Origin of the sequence: Paraburkholderia diazotrophica (assembly GCF_900108945.1) — a bacterium.
GTDB classification, from domain to species: domain Bacteria; phylum Pseudomonadota; class Gammaproteobacteria; order Burkholderiales; family Burkholderiaceae; genus Paraburkholderia; species Paraburkholderia diazotrophica.
Map to the genome: position 1 here is coordinate 12,310 of NZ_FNYE01000053.1, position 18,272 is coordinate 30,581.

Below are 18,272 nucleotides of genomic sequence, written 5' to 3' on the forward strand. Positions count from 1 at the left end.
CACGCGAGCCGATTGGCATTGAGGCGGCGCAACATCGACGCGCAGCAATTTCTGGCCCAGACGGGATTTGATGCAGCCACAAAAAAGGCAGCATGAGGCTGCCTTTTTGCTGCGCGACTCAGACTCGGACCCGGACGCTCGCGGTCTTTCCCGTTACACGCTGAAGCGGTTCAGCGTGTAAGCGCGATACGCTGCGACGAACGCGTCGAACGAACCGATTTCTTCGCGCTCCAGCTTCTGCTGTTGGGTCAGCGATTCGACGGCCAGCGCAGCGAATTCCTGCGCGTGCGCCTGGTCCAGCGGACGCGCGCGGAAATACTCCGCGTGCGCGATGCTTTGAGCGAGGCCGAATGCGAGAAAGCCTTGCTGTTTGTCGCGCATGATTTGCAGCACGCGGGCCGACGGCGTCAGCGACGCGTCCGCGAGCTTCGCGCGTTGCACGGCGACCGAGCGCGCGTGGCTGTCGTCGCCGCGAATCTGATCGAGCGCGGCGGCTGCATGATCGATCTTCGCGAGCAGTTCATTGGCCCAGTCGAGCATCTTGACGGGTTGCCCATCGCGGATCAGTTCGAGGCCAGGCTTGCGCCCTTCCATCGTCACACGGCCGAAGTTCTGGTTCGCTTCCGTGTATGCCGGCGGCGGCAGCGGCGCGCTGTCGTCGAGCGCGCAGACGAGCAGATAGGCATCGAGAAAACGCGCCGTCTCGAGTGAAATGCCCGTCGGCTCGAACGGATCGATGTCCATGCAGCGCACTTCGACGTACTGCACGCCGCGCGCAGCGAGCGCATGCAGCGGACGCTCGCCCGAATACGTGACGCGCTTCGGGCGGATCGTCGAGTAGAACTCGTTTTCGATCTGCAGCACGTTGGTGTTGATCTGCACCCATTCGCCGTCGCGCTGCGTGCCGATTGCCTCGTACGGCGGATACGGCTGGCTGACGGCTTTCGCGAGCGCGTCGAGATAGCCCTGCAACGTGTCGTAGTCGGCATGCAGCGCGGCTTGCGCGGTCGTGTTCGAATAGCCGAGATCGCTCATGCGCAGGCTTGTCGCGTATGGACGATAGAGCGTGTCGGCGTCGAACGTTTCGAGCGTGTGCGGACGGCCACGCAGGAAGCGCGCATCGAGCGCCGGCGACGCGCCGAACAGATACATCAGCAGCCAGCTCGTGCGCCGGAAATTGCGGATCAGCGCGAGGTACCGCTCGGACTGAAAGTCGACGGCGTTCGCAGTCGATTGCTGGTCGGCGCGAAGGAGCCGCCACACTTCTTCGTTCAACGAATAGTTGTAGTGGACGCCTGCGATGCACTGCATCGTGCGTCCGTAGCGCAGCGCAAGGCCGACGCGGTACACGTACTTCAACCTGCCGATGTTCGACGTGCCGTAGTCCGCGATGGGAATTTCGTCGTCCTCGGGCAGCAGGCCCGGCATCGAGTTGTTCCACAGCAGTTCATCGCCGATCGCCGAATAGACGAAGCGATGCAGCGTGTCGAGACGCTCGAGCGTGGTCGAAGCGTCATGCTCGGCTGGCGTGATGAGCTCGAGCAGCGCTTCGGAATAGTCTGTGGTCAGCGAAGGGTGCGTGAGTGCCGAGCCAAGCGTGCGCGGATGCGACGTCATCGCAAGACGGCCGTCCACCGTCACGCGCAGGCTTTCCTTTTCGATGCCGCGCAAACCGGTCGTCAGCGCGTCGCGCTGCGGGCCGGATGTCAGCACGGACAGGCGGTGCAACAGCGCGTCGGTCGTGCGGGAGAGTGTCGTGTTTGGCATTGATGCGGGTCGATCATCGTCGGCCGCCATGCGTCGCACGGTGCTGCTCGGCGCGGTCGACAACGTTCGGCGGAATTTTCGGTAGCGGGCACTTTAACATCTCGCCAAAACGGCTGCTTGCCGCCGTTTCGAGCGGCTTGTCGCGCTCGCGCGCGGCACGTGACGGCGCTCGTGCGCTGCACGTCACTGCGCTCGCGCGACTCGTAACCGCGCTTGTCCGCGATGTCCGGTCCGCTTCCTTCACTCTACGCCGCGCAAGGGCACGAAGTCGATTGACGGTATATGCACAAGTGTGCGGAAGGCCGCTAGCCGCCGCGTGCCGCGCCCGCGCGATCGGCGACTTCGTTCCACAGATGCATCGCCGCATACGAGCGCCACGGCCGCCATGCGTCGGTGCGCGCGCGTTGCTGGTTGGGGCGGACGAGCGCGGGGTCGCGCGCGGCAATCGCCTGCATCAGCACGAGATCCCATGCGGGCCATGCGTCGGCGTCACGCCACGCGCGCATCGCGACGTATTCGACCGTCCACGGACCGATGCCCGGTAGCGCGAGCAGCGACGCGCGCAATTGCGCGACATCGACCGATGCATTGCCGACATTATCGACGCCGGCGACGCTGTCGACGGGCACATCTCCCGACGCGACGGCGCGCGCAAAGCCCTGCAGGGCTTCGATGCGCTTGCTCGGCATGCCGATCTTCGAAAGGTCGACGGCGGCGAGCGCGGCGGGTGTGGGGAAGCGCCATGCCGTCGTTTCATGCGAGTGATCTTCGATCCGTTCGCCGGCGCGCTGAACGATTCGTCCGATGATCGTCGTCGCGGCTTTTACGCTGACCTGCTGGCCCACGATCGCCCGCACGACGAGCTCGAACGCGGACCACGCGCCGGGTACGCGCAGACCCGGCACCGCATCGACGAGCGGCGCAAGCCAGGGATCGGCGCCGAGGCTCGCGCCGATTGTCTTCGGATCGGCATGCAGGTCGAACATGCGCGCGATCGGCGCTGTGAGCGCGTCCGCGTGACGGCTCGCCGCGCCGTCGATCGTGGCGACAATGCAGCGCCGCTTTGGATGCTTGTGCACGGCAAGCGTGCCGACGTCGCCGTTCCAGTCGATCGCGCGGCGCCATACGCCGTCTTCAACCGCTTCGACGCCTGGCGTCGCGCGGCCCGCAAAAAAGCGCAGGATGCGCGGCCAGTCGTACGGTGCCTTGAACGGCAGCTCAAGGGTTGCGGTTGCGGTCGGCGTGGTGCTCAAGCGGCGTGATCCACGTCGGCGATGGGGTGGGCGGCTTTGTGGTCGGCTTTCGCTTCGTGGTCGGCTTTCGCTTCGCCGCGCGCTTCCGCGTCGAGCAGCATCGCCTTGCGCGCGACGCCCCAGCGATAGCCCGCCAGCGCGCCGCCTTTCTGCACGACGCGGTGGCATGGTATCGCGAGCGCGACGGGATTCGATGCGCAAGCGCTTGCGACGGCCCGTACTGCGCGTGGCGAGCCGACCGCTTCGGCGATCTGCGAGTAGCTGCGCGTCTCGCCGTAGGGGATGCGTCGCAGCGCTTCCCACACGCGCTGCTGGAAGGCGGTCGCGGCAATGTCGAGCGGGAGATCGAAGCGCTGACGCTTGCCGCGCAAATACGCATCGATCTGTTCGATAAACGGCGCGAGCCGCGCGGGGTCGGCGATCAGTTCCGCGCTCGCGAATTCCTTGCGCAGGGCGTCCGCGAGCGGCGCTTCGTCGTCGCCAAAGGCGATCTTGCAGATGCCCTTGTCGGTCGTCGCGACCAGCACGAGGCCGAGCGAAGTCTGCGCGCTGGCGTAGTGGACGCGCAGTCCGGCGCCCTTGCGCCGATATTCTGAGGGCGCCATGCCGAGCTCGGCTGCCGCCGTATCGTACATGCGCGATGGCGAGCCGAAACCCGCATCGACGGTCGCGCGGGTGACGTCCGCGCCGCGCTGCAACGCGTCGCGCAGCGCGGCGCCGCGTTGCGCCGCCTGATACTGGCGCGGCGACACGCCGACTACGCGCTTGAAGAGCCGCTGCAAGTGAAACGGGCTGACGTGCACGGCCTCGCCCAACTGCGCGAGCGTGAGGCGCTGCTGCGGATCGGCGTCGAGCGCGGCGCACGCGCGATTGACGATGTCGAGTTCGCGCGGCAAGCCACCCGGCTGACAGCGCTTGCATTCGCGATAGCCGGCGGCGCGCGCTTCGTCGGTCGAGTCGAAAAAGTCGACGTTGTCCCGCCGCGGCAGCCGCGACGCGCACGACGGACGGCAGAATACGCCCGTCGTCCGGACGCCGTAGAAGAAGGCGCCGTCGGCGGATACGTCGCGGTTCAGAACGGCCGCCCAGCGTTCGTCGTCAGTGGCGAATGCGGCGGGAGCGGCTTTGGAGAAAGCTGTGTTCATCGTTTGCCCCGAGGGACGGTTTCGATGGTTACCACTTTAGCGAGCACGCTTACACACTACGCTCCGGTTCTTGCTCTGTCATTTGGCTCGTGGTCGGCTGCGGCGGGTGAATTCCCAGATTTCGGGACAAAACAGGCCGGCGAAAAAATTCGGGTTTTCCCCTAAAAAATTATTGCGTCGCATCAAGCCGGCGTGTATAGTGGTTTCTGTCTCCTCCATGTCTCCTCCTGATATGGATTCAGCCCGCTCCAAGAGCGGGCTTTTTTTCGTCCGCGATTTTTCACTCTTGGTCCCTTGCTGGGCCGTAAGAGTCGCCCGGGCCTCAGCCCTTACACGCGTTTCCTTCTAAACTGGGTTCTTCGACACGAACTGCAAGAACGGACGCCGTGCCATGAAATTCCAGATTCTCGATATTGACCACGTCGTCATCCGCGCCGCCAATCTGGAGGCGATGACGCGCTTCTACCGCGAGGTGCTGGGCTGCGCGCTGGAGAAGGAACAGCGCGACCTCGGCTTGATCCAGCTTCGGGCGGGACGCTCGCTGATCGATCTGTTGCAGGTCGGCGGGAAGATCGATCGGCCGGAAAGCGGTGTGCCCGGCGTAGGAAGAAACATGGATCACGTCTGCCTGCGCGTGGAGCCCTTCGACGCAGATGCGCTGAAAACATGGCTGATCGAGCAGGGTGTCCGGATCGGCGAACAGGCGACGCGCTACGGTGCGGATGGTTATGGTCCGTCGCTGTATCTGTTCGATCCCGAGGGCAACATGGTCGAGCTCAAAGGGCCACCGGACGCGACGGCATGAGCGGAAGACGGGATTTTTAGGTACACAGAGCGGCCAATCGGCTCAGCGTCCGCCGTGCGCGGCGGGGCGTGCGTCGGCGCCGGCTTTGAGAACCGTCCATTCGACCGGCACGGCATCGGCGGTTTCGCTGCCGAGCCACGCGGCGTTGTCCTGCACGGTGCATTGCAGGCGCATCGTCCGTTCGGCCAGCGCAGCAAGCTCTGGCGCGACGTTCTCTCCCAGTGACCACACCGTCACGTTCCGCAGACGCTCGACCTTGTTGCGTACGCCCTGCCACCAGATGTCGGAGGTCTTGCCGCCGTAGGCGATCACGATCACTTCGTTTGCACGGCTGCTCGCCTTGGCGATCCGGCGCTCGTCCGGCTGACCGACTTCGATCCATGTGTCGATCGCGCCCGTCAGGTCTTTGGCCCACAGGTCGGGTTCGTCGATATCCGACAGGCCCTTGCAGAATTCGAGGCGTTCCTGCGCAAACAGCGCGAACGCGGCCACGCGGACCATCATCCGCTCGTTGGTTTCCGACGGATGTAGCGCGATCGTCAGCGAATGGTCGGCGTAGTAGTGCCGGTCCATATCGGCGATCTGGAGTTCAGCCTTATAAATTGTCGATTTCAGAGCCATGCTGCAACCTGGTCCAGCGAAAGCGGACCGGATAGTGAATAGAGAGTCTGCGTACCTTGCCATGATCGTTCCCTGCCTTGCAGCGGTCACGCCTCGGTTCGCGCGTCTCGCCGTTGAACACACTGGCGGTTGCCGCTGGGCCGAACTACAAGGCCTTGTCGCGTCAACCGCGCTACTGCTTTCGCTTCACATTGAAAGCAGCAACATGTGTGCCGAACCGACGTGCCGTTGATCCGTCGGGCGAGCAATGCGGCCTGCCGCAAGGTGGGACCGTGATGATACCGAATATGCTGGGGCGGTATGACAGTCTGATGAGGCGCGCCTAGGCAGCGCCCGCGATGTCTTGAAGCGGAGAGACGAATGGCTTTGCGCCGAATAGACGGGAGCGGGAGAGAGCGAGAAGCCGGCTCAAAGCGGCGAAAAAATGAAAATGGCCAGACAAAAGTCTGGCCATGTTAAATCACGAAAGACGTTCTTTCGTTCAGATGTCTGCTATGACCCGACAATCAATGTCGGGTGAAATCCAACTTCAATGCCCTATTGCTTGATAAAGCGATCGTTAGTCCAAAGACCCTGGGTGTCGCTATTGCCGGCATTCACGAATTCGACGTCATGGCCGACTACACGAACGACGCGGAAATCCGAATTCTCCGGCGTGGAGATGCATTGATAACCCGAGAAGAACTCCTGCATTTGCTGCTGCTCGCCCGCCTGTGCGTGCTGGGTGACGGCGTCGAGCTTATCCTTTGACAGGCAGCCGTACGCATTCGCCTTGAATTGCACCGTTTGCAGGGGCTTGATCACGACATCCTGTGCCTGCGCGCCTGCTGCCACGACTAAACCCGTCAATGCGAAAAGAATGGCGACTCGCTTTTTCATGGTTATCTCCGCGGGTTACTGCTCGGTTAGCTATGTGTTTAACTGCCGAAAAAGACGCACAGCTAAAAATCTAGGAGAACTGCTTTGAAGGGCAAGCACATCTTGTGTGCGCTCGCAGCAGCGGCGAATTGTCGCAGCGGTCGAGCGGCCGTTTGAATGCCGTCCCCATGCGGCTATGAGGCAAATATTCAGCGGATGGCAGATAGAAATGGTGAGCGGAGAGCGTCTTTGGATAACCATTTGCAGGTGGAGTTCGCGTTTACGCTTAAAGGGTTTTAAGCGATTCGCGATGAGGCATTTTGCATGTTGATGCATTGCACACAAAGTCATTCGTCTAATTCATCAAATGCTGTGACGGATTGAAGCGACTGCAGAATAAAAAGGATGCCTGGATGCGTTTTCGCACATTCAAAAGCACATGCAGGCAAACGTAATGGCGGCGACTTGCGCAGACGCGACGTTCGTGGATAAATCGACGGCCACACAGGAGACTTTTCATGACACTCGCTCACTGGCTTCCCTTCGCCATCGCGTCCGCGATCCTGGTTGCGATTCCCGGGCCAACGGTGCTGCTTGTAATTTCTTACGCGCTCGGCCACGGCCGGCGTTATGCGTTGGTCACGACGGCGGGCGTCGCACTGGGCGATCTGACGTCGATGACCGCGTCGATGCTCGGACTCGGCGTCGTGCTCGCTGCATCGGCGACGCTCTTTACGGCGCTCAAGTGGATTGGCGCCGCGTATCTGATCTATCTCGGCATCAAGCTATGGCGCGCACCCGTCGCAACGGGCGAGGCTTGGCCCACGGGAGAAACGCGTACGGGCCGCATCTTCGCGCACGCATACGCGGTGACGGCGCTCAATCCGAAGAGCATTGTGTTCTTCGTGGCCTTCGTTCCCCAGTTCATCGATACGCAGGTCGCTACGTGGTCCCAGATCGCGATTTTCGAGGCCACTTTCGTCGCGATCGCGACATTGAATGCGCTCGGGTATGCGCTGCTCGCATCGGCGGCGCGGCGCGCGATTCGCAGCCCGCGCGTGCAACGCGGCGTCAACTGTACGGGCGGAACGCTGCTGATCGGCGCTGGACTCCTGGCGGCTGCGTGGAAAAAAGCGACTGCCTGAGCGCAACCTGATGCGCGAAAGGGATGAAGCGGGCGCGCGTCTTGCGCGGCGAGAAGCGCGCACATGGTGTGCGCGGTGGATCACACGCAGCGGCGCGCAACACGCCTACAATGAAATCGTGGTCGCTGTTCCATCGATCTGGAGGACACTGTGATCGAGCATCTGATTCTGGGCGCGTTCCTCATCGTGCCGCTTCTCATCGCCGCCTTTCTGTTTTCCGACGAGCTTTGGCAGGAGCATCGCCAGGCGCTGCACGACGAGGAGCACCACCGGCGGATGGACTGGCGGCATCCGATACGCAGCCTGCTTCACCATTGATCGGATCACGGGCGACGCGAGCGGAAGAAGGCTGTCATGCTGACCTTCACCTTTTCGTGGACGGAGTACTGGTTGTTCATGCTCGCGCTGATTCTGATCAGCGTCGTGCTGACTGCCCTGTGCGGTTCGGTGCCGCGCGCGCCGGAACCGCATGATGACGATACGTAGCCTGATCCCTTGAGCGCGCGCTCTACCTCTTCTCCCCTCGCAGCTGTGTGAGCGCCGTCGATCCGCGGCATGGCCTACCGTCCTTTTGCCGCGCGTACTCGGAAAGACGCCAAAACATCGCTCTGTTCGCCCGATTCTCATGCGACGCGCATGCGTACGCTTATGCGACGTCGCCTTTTTTGCGCTCGACATCGCGTCAAACCCTATTTGTTTTCGTAGGCAACGACTGGCTAAAATGCGGCTACAGTAAATAATCAGATGTAAGTAAATCTTCTCCTTGTCCGGACCTTGCCGGGGGACAGCATGAACCGACTAATCGATCAGGAAATCGCACATATTTCGCGCGTCATGTGGCCGGCGCTGCTGGGCGATCTGGGCGGCCCCATCCTTTCTTCCGACTACTGGCGCAAGCGTCTGCATGCACTGCTGGACGCTCCCGCGATTAGCAAAGCTCAGCTTTGCGCCCTCGATAGCCTGCTGCTCCAACTTGACGATTACGAGCGGCGATCCCTTCGCGCGTATTCGGCACCAGTCACCGACCAGTCGACGGACGCCCGCGAGGAGCAGGGCTCCGAGCCGGTCGCCGTTCAGGAATGAAGGACGTCGACAATTCGGCGAGCCCTTTGGTTGATTGCGAAACCTCGCATGCAGCGCGCTAATTGTTATAGATCAGGGAACTCAGCCGTATATTCGTTTACTTGTGTACCTAAAGTGCGGCTACGTTGGCGGCGTTTCAATTTCTAGCTCCCAACTAGAGCCGCCCGGGTTAGAACCACGCCCAGTTTGGCGCTTCCGCCTCCACACGGCACTCACCATACCTAGCCGCGCATTTTGTGTACCAATAGCACCGCGCAACTATTCGACGCCCGGCGCCGCCCGAAGCAGTCCCACCGACGCATGCGTTTTTCCGGCGAACTGCGCATCCACGAAATCCGCCCACAGTTGCATCTCCTGTTGACTCGGATCGCTAACATTGCGCTCTTGCGTTGAAACGTCAGCCGATTGGCTCTGATCGCGCACTGTCGATTGCACCAGAGCACGAAGATGGCTCGCAGCGGTGCGGCGAAAATCGTGCAGCACGAAATGCTCGCCCTGCAATCCCAGCGTCTTGACCGCCTGATTCAATGTCCCCTTTGCAATCGGACGATCCTTGTCTCCGCGAGTCGACGGGAAGACGTAGGTGCGGCTCGCCTTCGATTCACGCAGTTCGCGCAGCATTGTCACCGCTTGCGCCGAGAGATAAATGCGGCGTTCGCGACCGTTGCTGGCGCGCGCGGCGGAAATCGTCCAGGTACTGGCATCGAGATCGATTTCGCGCCATATCGCTTCGATCAATTCCGATTTGCTGGCCATTGTCAGCACAAGCAGATGCAGGGCTAGCTTCAGCGGCCGTCGTATGTCCGAGGTGTAAATGGCGCGCAGCAAGACGCCGATCTCGTTGGCGGAAAGCACGCGAGTACGGCCGTCCTGGCTGGCGACCGTCCGGGCCGGAATGGACTCGGCAGGATTGGCGTCGGCGAGGTGCCGCGCGATCAGGAATGCGTACAGGCGCTTGACGACGTTGCGTATGTGTAGCGCCATCTGTGGCGCGCCTCGGCGCTTGACGGCGTCGCAAATCGACTGGATATCCTCCGTCGTGACCTGTGCGATCGGCTTGTGCCCGATCGCGGGCAGGATGTCCTTGTCGAGCGCGCGCTGCGTGGTTCGCCGATACTCTTCGGACTTGCGGGCGATGTCGGATGCTACGTAAAGCTCGGCAGCATCGCGCAATATGTCGACACGCTTTTCGGCGCCTCGATCCTGTCTCGCCATCGATACGGGCGAAAGACCTTTCGCAACCATCTCCGCGTACTTTTGCGCCCGCGCCCGGGCGACGCGCAGCGACATCAACTGGTAGTCGCCTATTGTCACCATCGGTTGCCGGCGCCCGTTCAGTGTGTAGCGGAAACGCCAGACCTTCTTCCCGGTCGACATGATTTCAAGGATGAGTCCTTTGCCGTCGGCCACGCTGTAGCGTGTCTCGCGTGGCTGCAAGGCACGGATCTGGGATTCGCTGAGTGGTGTCGCGAGTTTCGGCATCGATCTTATTTGGGTACACAGGGCATTTTCAAAACGCAGTTTACCTGTTTGTGTACTCAAAAATGTGGTCCGTGAGGCGCTTACGCGCCGCGTTACAGCTGATCGGAAGGTCACCATAACGCCCAGTGCCAACGAATACGCGCGTCTCGGTCTACTTGCCGATGCAGAACCTGCTGAAAATCACACCGAGCAAATCATCCGACGTGAACTCGCCGGTAATCGAGTTCAACTGCTCCTGAGCCAGCCGCAGCTCTTCCGCGAAAAGATCGAGCGCCTGCGAATTCTGATCGGCATGTTCTGCGGCCAGTCTCAAATTTTCCTGCGCCGCTCGAAGCGCGATCAGATGTCGTTCCCGTGCCAGATAGACGCTCTCGGCGCCAGCCTGCCAACCCGCAATGCGCAACAGTTCGCCGCGCAGCAGGTGGATTCCGTTCCCCGTCTTTGCCGAGAGACGAACCTCGCACAAGTCGGCATCGCCGATGCCGTTCAGTCCAATCACGCCCGGCGCGACGTCCGTCAGATCCGTCTTGTTGAGCACGCGTACGATAGGCACGCCTGACGGAAAACGTGCGGCGATCGATTCGTCGTCGCGCGTCACGCCCGAGCGCGCGTCGAGCAGATGCAGCACGACATCGGCGCGCTGGATCTCGCCCCAGGTTCGCTCGATGCCGATCTTTTCCACTTCGTCTTCCGTCTCGCGCAAGCCAGCCGTGTCGATCACATGCAGCGGAATGCCTTCGACCTGGATCGTCTGCGCAACCTTGTCACGCGTGGTGCCCGCGATCGGCGTGACGATTGCTAGCTCGGCGCCGGCGAGCGCGTTGAGCAGCGACGATTTGCCGACGTTCGGCTGCCCGGCCAGCACGACCGACAACCCTTCGCGCAGCAGCGCCCCTTGTCGCGCTTCGCTTAGCACGAGCGCAAGACGCTCGCGGATGCGCGCGAGCTTGCCGCGCGCGTCTGCCGCTTCGAGAAAATCGATTTCCTCTTCGGGGAAATCGAGGGTCGCCTCGACGAGCATTCGCAGCGTGATCACCTCTTCGACGAGCGCGTGAATGTCGCGCGAGAACGCGCCTTCCAGCGAGCGCCCTGCCGAGCGCACGGCGGCTTCCGTGCTCGCCTCGATCAGATCGGCGACGGCCTCGGCTTGCGCCAAGTCCAGCTTGTCATTGAGGAACGCCCGCCGCGTGAATTCGCCCGGCTCCGCGAGACGCAGGCCGAATGCGCGACCCGCGTCGATGCATCGTTGCAGAATCAGCTGAAGCACGATGGGACCGCCGTGCCCCTGCAGTTCCAGCACATGCTCGCCTGTGTACGAATGCGGCGCAGGGAAATACAGCGCGATCCCGCGGTCGAGTGCGTTGCCGCCGTCGTCGAGAAACGGCACGTAGCTGGCATGACGTGGTGCGAGCGTTTGTCCCGTCAGCGCCTGCATCATCGGTTGCGCGGCCGCTTCTCCTGCGCGGCCGAACGAAATCCGCACGACGCCTATCCCGCCTCGGCCGGGGGCAGTAGCAATGGCGACGATGGGATCGGAATCGGTGGCGAGCATGGTGAAAAACGCGAGGAAGCGGGAGAAATCTGCTGGAAAACGTGCGCGGACGGTGCGCCGAACGCCTGGCATTGTAACGCGCGCCTCAAGTGGCCTCGCGCAGACATGCGCTGCACTTGCCGCCGCACCCGCTCAAATCGCGATCCGGAGCTTATCTCAAATGAGATAAGCCACATTCAGCGTCATATAGAAAAATTCCGACTCTTCATGTAGTCTCATCCTTACAGTTAAAGGCCTTACGGGTCTGCAGATCTTCAAAGGGACGAGTCCGATCGCGTGCTGCCATGAGATAGGCAAATCTAGGACGCGCTAAATGTAGCGTGTACGGTTGTCTACCTGTGGCGCGTCGGACTGCACAATTTGTGGATGCCAACCCTCGAAGAAAAAGCGGCCTTTGCCGAGCGACTGAAGTTCGCGATGAGACGCGCCCCGGAAAAGCTCAAGGGCGGGACCGATCTCGCGCTGCATTTCAATCTGCGCCATCACGGCGACCAGCCCGTCTCGCCACAGACGGTACACAAATGGCTGAGCGGCCGCACGATTCCAACCGACGACAAGCTTCGGACGCTCGCCGAATGGTTCGAAGTGGACATCCATTGGCTGCACTACGGACCTTCGCCGAGCGGATCGACGAGAACGGTTCCGAAGCCTCTGGTTCGCGGCGAGAAATATCCGCTTTCGCCGGAGACGCTCGAATTGGCGTCGAAGATCGAATCGCTGACACCGCATCATCGGTATCTTGTACAGGAATTGATCGCGCAGCTATACGGCGACGCCGACAATTCATAAGAAAAACCCAGACATAAAAAATCTATGGTCCCCTCCGTTTTTGCAACCCTGATTTTCGATGGACTGGTTGGCTTGCCCAAATCTATCCGGCGTCGTTGAGGGGATAGCTCCCCGCGCCACGATGAGAGTCGCGCCTGATCGTCCTTAAAACGCCCTCGGCTTTGGAGAGTCGATTTTTTTGACAGGCTGTCGATCAGGCCGTTGTACCGTTCACGTCATCAAATTTCAGTCGTCGCAAACCAGATGGATACGTCGGTACTGCAATAGGTAGGAGGTTCAGACCGGTAGGTCAGAGTAACCTGCCTCGAAAACCGAGTGATGTGTCGCCAGCGCCCAGGCGGTTCGTGCCAGCTTGTTGGCCAGCGCGCAAGCCACCACGTTGGAATGTCGGCGCGTGAGCATTGAGCGCACCCAGTCGGCCAAACGTCCGGTCTGCCGATCCAGGCGTTGCATATAGGCCCTGGCACACTGCACCAGCAGACGCCGGAGATTCTTGTCCCCGCGTTTGCTGATACCCCGCAGATTTGCTCGGCCACCCGTGCTTGATAACTGCCATCCCGATCGGCAGGCTGATACCGGATTCCAGCAGGAAGCCGTGCATCTGGTTGACCGTCCTGGTTCGGTCGCGCACCAACGACTCCCGAAGCCGATGCAACACCGACAAGGTCTGCTGCGATTCCGTCCTGGGTGTCACGAAGCGCATCGATGGGCGCGAGGCCGCTTCGCAAATCGCCTCGGCATCCACTCGTTTTTGTTGCTTTTGACGAACGGCTTCACGAACTGTGGTGAGATGAGCTTGACCTGATGACCGAAGTCGGCCAGCTTGCGCGCCAGGTAATGCGCTCCCGCGCAGGATTCCATGATCACCGTGCAAGCATGGAACCTGGCGAAGAACTCATAAAGCTGTTTGCCGCTCACCTTCCTGGAAAACAGCGCCTTGCCTCGACGATCCTGACCATGAAGGTGAAACGAGTGCTTGCCCCGATCGATACCTACCAGCGTCACGTCCTGCATGATGGTTCTCCCGGCTCAGATGTAAAAACACCCTACAGCGTATCTGCATGTAGGGTGGAGGGGACCATCTCATTACGCCCGGCGCTAACCGGGCGGTTTTCTTTTTTCGCAGGCATTGGATCGGACTGTCGGACATCCGATCCCAACTTCCGATCAGGCAGCCTTTTTCTTCTGCCCCATCATGCGCGTGATGTAGTACTGCTGGGCAATCGACAGCACGTTGTTCACGACGTAGTACAGCACGAGACCCGCCGGGAAGAAGAAGAACATCACCGAAAACGCGATCGGCATGAACATCATCATCTTGGCCTGGACCGGGTCCGGCGGCGTCGGGTTGAGCTTCGTCTGAACGAACATCGAGACGGCCATCAGCACCGGCAGGATGAAATACGGATCTTGTTGCGACAGATCGTGAATCCACAGAACCCACGGTGCGCCGCGCATTTCCACCGACGACAGCAGCACCCAGTACAGCGAGATAAACACCGGAATCTGAATCACGACGGGCAGACAGCCGCCGAACGGATTCACCTTCTCAGTCTTGTACAGCTCCATCAGAGCCGCGTTCATCTTCTGCGGATCGCCCTTGAAGCGTTCGCGCAGCGCCTGCATGCGCGGCGTGATTTCCTTCATGCGCGCCATCGACTTGTAGCTTGCCGCCGACAGCGGGAAGAACACGGCCTTGATCAGCAGCGTCAACAGGACGATCGCCCATCCCCAGTTGCCGACATAGCTGTGGATCTTTTCGAGCAGCCAGAAGAGCGGCTTCGCGATGATCGTCACCCAGCCATAGTCCTTCACCAGTTCCAGACCCGGCGCGATGCCTTCGAGCATGCGCTCTTCTTCCGGACCGGCGAACAGGCGGGAGGACACGTCGACCGACTGTCCCGGCGCGATGGTCTGCAGCGGCTGCTTGACGCCAATGCGATACAGCGACGGATCGATCTTCTCGACGTAGATGTCACGCTTGACGCCCTGCTGCGGAATCCAGGCCGACGCGAAATAGTGCTGCACCATCGCGATCCAGCCGTTGTCGGCGGCGTTCGCATAGTCCTGCTTGTGCTTGTCGATGTCTTCGAAGGTCAGCTTCTGGAAGTGATGCTGCTCCGTGTAGACAGCCGGCCCGATGAACGTGTGCGAGAAGCGCGGCGTCTCGACGGGCTGGCTGTCGCGCACGAGTTCCATGTAGGCGGTCGGCGTGACGGGCGTCGAGCCGACGTTCTGGATCTTCGTGTCGACGTTGATCACATAGCTGCCGCGCGTGAATGTGTACGTCTTCACGACCTTCACGCCGCCCTTTACGGGCGATTCGAACGACAGTTTCAGCGTGTTGCCCGTCATGTCGGTCGGCTGACCGGCAACGGGCGTGAACACATCGGTGTGGTTCGGGAAGTCGCCGCCGAGCAGGCCGGTGCGCGCCAGATACGTGTGATCGGCGGTATGGTCGAACAGCGTGATCACCTGAGCCGGCTGCTTGTCCTCGCCCGGCTTGTACAGCGTGAGCTTCGACAGCGTGCCGCCACGCGTGTCGATCTGGCCGCGGTAAACGTCAGTGGTGAACGAAACCAGTTGCGCCTGCTGCGCGGCGGATGCGGTCGATTCCGGCGCTGCGGTGTTCGACTGCGGCAGCTCAGCGGGTTGGGTTCCCGTTGTCGACGAGCCCGGTGCTGCGGTGCTCGCCGTCTTGGTCTGCGTCGCGCTCGGGAAGAACATCGACTGGCGTCCATGGTCGCGCTGCCAGTTGTCGAACAGCATGACAGCTGACATGAAGAAGATGACCCATAGGACGGTGCGTTTGATATCCATGCGTTGTCTCAGTGTCGATGGCACAGCGCGTCAGCGCTTCTTAGGAGTTGGAGGCGGGACAAGATCGATGCCGCCCGCCGAAAACGGGTGACAGCGGCACAGGCGCCTTGCGGCGAGGTAAGTACCACGCGCGGCGCCATGATACTGGATTGCTTCGCGCGCGTAATCCGAACAGGAGGGATAAAAGCGGCACCGATTGCCGAGCATGGGACTCACGGCAATCTTGTAGAAACGCAGTAAAGCGATCAGTACCGTTTGCATGACCAGTGCGGCGGGACTGCACCGCCCGTTGTGAAGCGCTGGACGGCAGCGGCGCTTCGAGGCTGTGCGGATGTCATGGCGTGGTGGGCGGCGTGTCGGCCCGTTGCGTTGCCGACCCGGTTGCCGCCCCCTCCCGCCGGGCGATTTCGCGTGCCACCTTGTCGAGCAGCGCGTCGATTTCATTACGGCACAACGCTTTCAGCGGCGGCGACGATCCGCTGGGCATCGCCTTCCGGTCGAATTTCGTATGTAGACGCAGCAGCACGTCCCAGCCGCCAAATTCCGCGCGACGCATGCGAAATGCCTCGCGCGCGAGACGCTTCACCAGATTACGCGTGACCGCGCGCGGCGCGTACTTCTTGCCGATCACGAGGCCGAGGCGCGCTTCATTGCCTGTCGGCCGCGCATACACGACAAAATGTGCAGTGCGGCGCCACGGGCGCAAACGAAAAACGGATGAAAATTCATCCGTTTTCAGCAGCCTTGCGGCTTTGGGAAAGGCTGCGGACGCCTGCACCGGAACGATGTTCTGATGCGGCGCGTCTGCCGTTCCCGCAGCGTCGCGGGTGTCGGACACAGCGCGCACTCGGCTTGACCGCGTTTCCGCCTGCCTTAGATGGCGAGGCGCTTGCGGCCCTTTGCGCGGCGTGCGTTGATGACCTTGCGGCCGCCAGCGGTCTTCATGCGAACGCGGAAGCCATGGGTGCGCTTACGGCGCGTCACGGAAGGTTGGTAAGTACGTTTCATGTTGCTCTCACTTGTTTGAGAAATAACCGCGCGAGCATCGCTGAAAGTGCAATGGCCGGAGGTTCGAAAATTGGTTTTCGCGGAACCCGCTATTTAAACCGGTTTTCTCTGACTCGTCAATAGCTTAGGCGGATGATCCACAGGCGGCGTCATTTCGCGTTGTATGATCAGGCCCTGTGGATAACTCACTTGGCCTGTCGTTTTGGCGGTAGAATCTCGCCTTACTTCCCAAGAATCCTGCACGCCGCCCCGGCCCGCTTGACCCCGCAAACCTTTGTGGCACAAGCGTCTGGGGCTTTTCCGCCTGGCAGCTTCGGGCCTCGTCGCGTATCCCGCGATCAGAGCGCCGGCGGAAAAGCGTCGCAAACATAACGATAGCAACTTGATGAACGAATTCTGGCAACACTGTTCCGCACTGCTGGAGCGCGAATTGACGCCCCAGCAGTACGTGACGTGGATCAAACCGTTGGCCCCGGTCGCCTTCGACGCCGATGCGAATACTCTGAGCATCGCCGCGCCGAACCGTTTCAAGCTGGATTGGGTCAAGAGCCAGTTTTCCGGTCGCATCACCGACCTCGCGCGCGACTTCTGGCATTCCCCCGTCGACGTCCAGTTCGTCCTCGATCCGAAGGTCGGCGTGCGCACGGCGCCTGTCGCGCCGCCGCGACCGTCGACGGTCGGCGCGAACGGCGCCGCCGCGGCCGTCGATGCCGCTGTCGGCGCGGTGCAAGCGGCCCAGTCGGCCCGCGCGGGCGGCATGGGCGGCCTCGGTGCACCCACGAACGCAGCCCAGTTGACCGATGATGCCGCCGACCTCGATCTGCCCAGCCTCGACGCCAACGAGGCCGCGGCGGGGCGCCGCACGTGGCGTCCAGGTGTGGCCGCGCCAGCGGCGAGCAGCGAAAGCGACTCGATGTACGAGCGCTCGAAGCTGAACCCCGTGCTCACCTTCGACAACTTCGTGACCGGCAAGGCGAACCAGCTGGCCCGCGCGGCCGCGATCCAGGTCGCCGACAACCCGGGCATCTCGTACAACCCGCTGTTTCTCTACGGCGGCGTGGGCCTCGGCAAGACGCACCTGATTCACGCGATCGGCAACCAGTTGCTGATGGACAAGCCCGGCGCGCGCATCCGCTACATCCACGCGGAGCAGTACGTGTCGGACGTGGTGAAGGCGTACCAGCGCAAGGCGTTCGACGATTTCAAGCGCTACTACCACTCGCTCGACCTGCTGCTGATCGACGATATTCAGTTCTTCTCAGGCAAATCCCGCACGCAGGAAGAGTTTTTCTACGCGTTCGAAGCGCTGGTCGCCAACAAGGCGCAGGTGATCATCACCAGCGATACGTATCCAAAGGAAATCTCAGGTATCGATGACCGTCTGATCTCGCGTTTTGATTCCGGGCTGACCGTCGCAATCGAGCCGCCTGAGCTTGAGATGCGCGTCGCGATTCTGATGCGCAAGGCACAGTCGGAGGGCGTGAGTCTGAACGAGGACGTTGCGTTCTTCGTTGCGAAGCATTTGCGTTCGAACGTCCGCGAACTGGAAGGCGCGCTGCGCAAGATTCTCGCGTATTCGAAGTTCCACGGCCGCGAAATCACGATCGAGCTGACCAAGGAAGCGCTGAAAGACCTGCTGACCGTGCAGAACCGGCAGATTTCGGTGGAAAACATCCAGAAGACGGTCGCCGACTTCTACAGCATCAAGGTCGCCGACATGTATTCGAAGAAGCGGCCGGCCAACATCGCGCGACCGCGCCAGATCGCGATGTATCTCGCGAAGGAGCTGACGCAGAAGAGCCTGCCGGAAATCGGCGAGCTGTTCGGCGGGCGCGACCATACGACGGTGCTGCACGCGGTGCGCAAGATCGCCGACGAACGCGGCAAGGACGCGCAGCTGAACCACGAGCTGCACGTGCTGGAACAGACGCTGAAAGGCTGAAC

At 61.5% G+C, this 18,272-nt stretch carries 19 protein-coding genes and 1 pseudogene; 7 read left to right on the plus strand and 13 right to left on the minus strand.

From position 1 onward, the window contains the following. Positions 1–153: 153 nt before the first annotated feature. The 4 genes from gshA to BMW76_RS41505 form a co-directional block, all read right to left on the minus strand. Entirely contained in the window at positions 154–1,767 is a 1,614-nt protein-coding gene (gene gshA / locus BMW76_RS36340) for a glutamate--cysteine ligase (protein ID WP_090873633.1), read from the minus strand. A gap of 305 nt (positions 1,768–2,072) precedes the next feature. Then, entirely contained in the window at positions 2,073–3,020 is a 948-nt protein-coding gene (locus tag BMW76_RS36345; protein WP_090873613.1) for a DNA-3-methyladenine glycosylase family protein, read from the minus strand. Further along, entirely contained in the window at positions 3,017–4,165 is a 1,149-nt protein-coding gene (ada, locus tag BMW76_RS36350) for a bifunctional DNA-binding transcriptional regulator/O6-methylguanine-DNA methyltransferase Ada (RefSeq protein ID WP_090873614.1), read from the minus strand. Before ada ends, BMW76_RS36345 begins: the two co-directional genes overlap by 4 nt. A 78-nt stretch (positions 4,166–4,243) precedes the next feature. Beyond that, positions 4,244–4,384 (minus strand): hypothetical protein, encoded by a 141-nt coding sequence (locus BMW76_RS41505; protein WP_177200602.1) that lies wholly within the window; start codon positions 4,382–4,384, stop codon positions 4,244–4,246. Between the two features lie 172 nt (positions 4,385–4,556). Between BMW76_RS41505 and BMW76_RS36355 the strand changes: the two genes are divergently transcribed. Next, entirely contained in the window at positions 4,557–4,970 is a 414-nt protein-coding gene (locus BMW76_RS36355) for a VOC family protein (protein ID WP_090873615.1), read from the plus strand. Between the two features lie 42 nt (positions 4,971–5,012). Here the strand turns inward: BMW76_RS36355 and BMW76_RS36360 are convergent, their stop codons facing one another. Together BMW76_RS36360 and sap1 are read right to left on the minus strand one after the other, a co-directional pair. Beyond that, positions 5,013–5,591, minus strand: a complete 579-nt coding sequence (locus tag BMW76_RS36360) for a YaeQ family protein (protein WP_090873616.1) — start codon at positions 5,589–5,591, stop codon at positions 5,013–5,015. Between the two features lie 537 nt (positions 5,592–6,128). Beyond that, positions 6,129–6,470 carry a surface attachment protein Sap1 gene (sap1, locus tag BMW76_RS36365; RefSeq protein ID WP_090873617.1) on the minus strand — a complete coding sequence of 114 codons (342 nt, stop codon included), beginning with the start codon at positions 6,468–6,470 and terminating at the stop codon, positions 6,129–6,131. A 497-nt stretch (positions 6,471–6,967) separates the two neighbouring features. Between sap1 and BMW76_RS36370 the strand changes: the two genes are divergently transcribed. The 4 genes from BMW76_RS36370 to BMW76_RS36375 all read left to right on the plus strand — a co-directional run bounded on the left by BMW76_RS36370 (position 6,968) and on the right by BMW76_RS36375 (position 8,677). Then, complete coding sequence (locus tag BMW76_RS36370; RefSeq protein WP_090873618.1) at positions 6,968–7,594, plus strand: LysE family translocator; 627 nt, start codon at positions 6,968–6,970, stop codon at positions 7,592–7,594. A 150-nt stretch (positions 7,595–7,744) separates the two neighbouring features. Further along, a complete protein-coding gene (locus BMW76_RS41510) occupies positions 7,745–7,912 on the plus strand; it encodes a hypothetical protein (RefSeq protein WP_162849289.1) in 168 nt (55 codons plus the stop codon). Positions 7,913–7,948: 36 nt separating this feature from the next. After that, positions 7,949–8,080 carry a hypothetical protein gene (locus BMW76_RS42555; RefSeq protein WP_281248587.1) on the plus strand — a complete coding sequence of 44 codons (132 nt, stop codon included), beginning with the start codon at positions 7,949–7,951 and terminating at the stop codon, positions 8,078–8,080. Between the two features lie 303 nt (positions 8,081–8,383). Then, the gene (locus tag BMW76_RS36375) at positions 8,384–8,677 is read left to right on the plus strand and encodes a hypothetical protein (RefSeq protein ID WP_090873619.1); all 294 of its coding nucleotides are present in this window, start codon (positions 8,384–8,386) and stop codon (positions 8,675–8,677) included. 258 nt (positions 8,678–8,935) lie between these two features. On the opposite strand, the gene BMW76_RS36380 is transcribed toward BMW76_RS36375, so the two are convergent. Together BMW76_RS36380 and mnmE are read right to left on the minus strand one after the other, a co-directional pair. Continuing rightward, positions 8,936–10,159, minus strand: a complete 1,224-nt coding sequence (locus BMW76_RS36380) for a tyrosine-type recombinase/integrase (RefSeq protein WP_090873620.1) — start codon at positions 10,157–10,159, stop codon at positions 8,936–8,938. A gap of 151 nt (positions 10,160–10,310) precedes the next feature. Continuing rightward, positions 10,311–11,711 (minus strand): tRNA uridine-5-carboxymethylaminomethyl(34) synthesis GTPase MnmE, encoded by a 1,401-nt coding sequence (gene mnmE, locus BMW76_RS36385; protein WP_090873621.1) that lies wholly within the window; start codon positions 11,709–11,711, stop codon positions 10,311–10,313. A 366-nt stretch (positions 11,712–12,077) separates the two neighbouring features. Between mnmE and BMW76_RS36390 the strand changes: the two genes are divergently transcribed. Next, complete coding sequence (locus BMW76_RS36390; protein WP_090873622.1) at positions 12,078–12,500, plus strand: transcriptional regulator; 423 nt, start codon at positions 12,078–12,080, stop codon at positions 12,498–12,500. Between the two features lie 276 nt (positions 12,501–12,776). Here BMW76_RS36390 and BMW76_RS36395 read toward each other — a convergent pair. The 5 genes and pseudogenes from BMW76_RS36395 to rpmH form a co-directional block, all read right to left on the minus strand. After that, positions 12,777–13,514 (minus strand): annotated as a pseudogene (locus BMW76_RS36395) (IS110 family RNA-guided transposase). A gap of 153 nt (positions 13,515–13,667) precedes the next feature. Further along, complete coding sequence (gene yidC / locus BMW76_RS36400; protein WP_090873623.1) at positions 13,668–15,320, minus strand: membrane protein insertase YidC; 1,653 nt, start codon at positions 15,318–15,320, stop codon at positions 13,668–13,670. Positions 15,321–15,350: 30 nt separating this feature from the next. Continuing rightward, positions 15,351–15,581, minus strand: a complete 231-nt coding sequence (yidD, locus tag BMW76_RS36405) for a membrane protein insertion efficiency factor YidD (RefSeq protein ID WP_090873624.1) — start codon at positions 15,579–15,581, stop codon at positions 15,351–15,353. 73 nt (positions 15,582–15,654) lie between these two features. Beyond that, a complete protein-coding gene (rnpA, locus tag BMW76_RS36410; protein ID WP_407669074.1) occupies positions 15,655–16,167 on the minus strand; it encodes a ribonuclease P protein component in 513 nt (170 codons plus the stop codon). A gap of 26 nt (positions 16,168–16,193) precedes the next feature. Then, a complete protein-coding gene (rpmH, locus tag BMW76_RS36415; protein WP_004198824.1) occupies positions 16,194–16,328 on the minus strand; it encodes a 50S ribosomal protein L34 in 135 nt (44 codons plus the stop codon). A gap of 385 nt (positions 16,329–16,713) precedes the next feature. Here rpmH and dnaA point away from each other — a divergent pair, with 385 nt between their 5' ends. Continuing rightward, a complete protein-coding gene (gene dnaA / locus BMW76_RS36420) occupies positions 16,714–18,270 on the plus strand; it encodes a chromosomal replication initiator protein DnaA (protein WP_218162584.1) in 1,557 nt (518 codons plus the stop codon). Positions 18,271–18,272: the final 2 nt, after the last annotated feature.

Excerpts from the sequence above, each read along its gene's own strand:
- dnaA (WP_218162584.1), top strand. The coding sequence starts at position 16,714 with ATGAACGAATTCTGGCAACACTGTTCCGCACTGCTGGAGCGCGAATTG.
- BMW76_RS41505 (WP_177200602.1), bottom strand. The coding sequence starts at position 4,384 with ATGGAGGAGACAGAAACCACTATACACGCCGGCTTGATGCGACGCAAT.
- yidC (WP_090873623.1), bottom strand. The coding sequence starts at position 15,320 with ATGGATATCAAACGCACCGTCCTATGGGTCATCTTCTTCATGTCAGCT.
- BMW76_RS36370 (WP_090873618.1), top strand. The coding sequence starts at position 6,968 with ATGACACTCGCTCACTGGCTTCCCTTCGCCATCGCGTCCGCGATCCTG.
- sap1 (WP_090873617.1), bottom strand. The coding sequence starts at position 6,470 with ATGAAAAAGCGAGTCGCCATTCTTTTCGCATTGACGGGTTTAGTCGTG.
- gshA (WP_090873633.1), bottom strand. The coding sequence starts at position 1,767 with ATGCCAAACACGACACTCTCCCGCACGACCGACGCGCTGTTGCACCGC.
- BMW76_RS36355 (WP_090873615.1), top strand. The coding sequence starts at position 4,557 with ATGAAATTCCAGATTCTCGATATTGACCACGTCGTCATCCGCGCCGCC.
- BMW76_RS42555 (WP_281248587.1), top strand. The coding sequence starts at position 7,949 with ATGCTGACCTTCACCTTTTCGTGGACGGAGTACTGGTTGTTCATGCTC.
- mnmE (WP_090873621.1), bottom strand. The coding sequence starts at position 11,711 with ATGCTCGCCACCGATTCCGATCCCATCGTCGCCATTGCTACTGCCCCC.
- BMW76_RS36390 (WP_090873622.1), top strand. The coding sequence starts at position 12,078 with ATGCCAACCCTCGAAGAAAAAGCGGCCTTTGCCGAGCGACTGAAGTTC.
- ada (WP_090873614.1), bottom strand. The coding sequence starts at position 4,165 with ATGAACACAGCTTTCTCCAAAGCCGCTCCCGCCGCATTCGCCACTGAC.
- BMW76_RS36380 (WP_090873620.1), bottom strand. The coding sequence starts at position 10,159 with ATGCCGAAACTCGCGACACCACTCAGCGAATCCCAGATCCGTGCCTTG.
- yidD (WP_090873624.1), bottom strand. The coding sequence starts at position 15,581 with ATGCAAACGGTACTGATCGCTTTACTGCGTTTCTACAAGATTGCCGTG.
- rpmH (WP_004198824.1), bottom strand. The coding sequence starts at position 16,328 with ATGAAACGTACTTACCAACCTTCCGTGACGCGCCGTAAGCGCACCCAT.
- BMW76_RS36375 (WP_090873619.1), top strand. The coding sequence starts at position 8,384 with ATGAACCGACTAATCGATCAGGAAATCGCACATATTTCGCGCGTCATG.
- BMW76_RS36360 (WP_090873616.1), bottom strand. The coding sequence starts at position 5,591 with ATGGCTCTGAAATCGACAATTTATAAGGCTGAACTCCAGATCGCCGAT.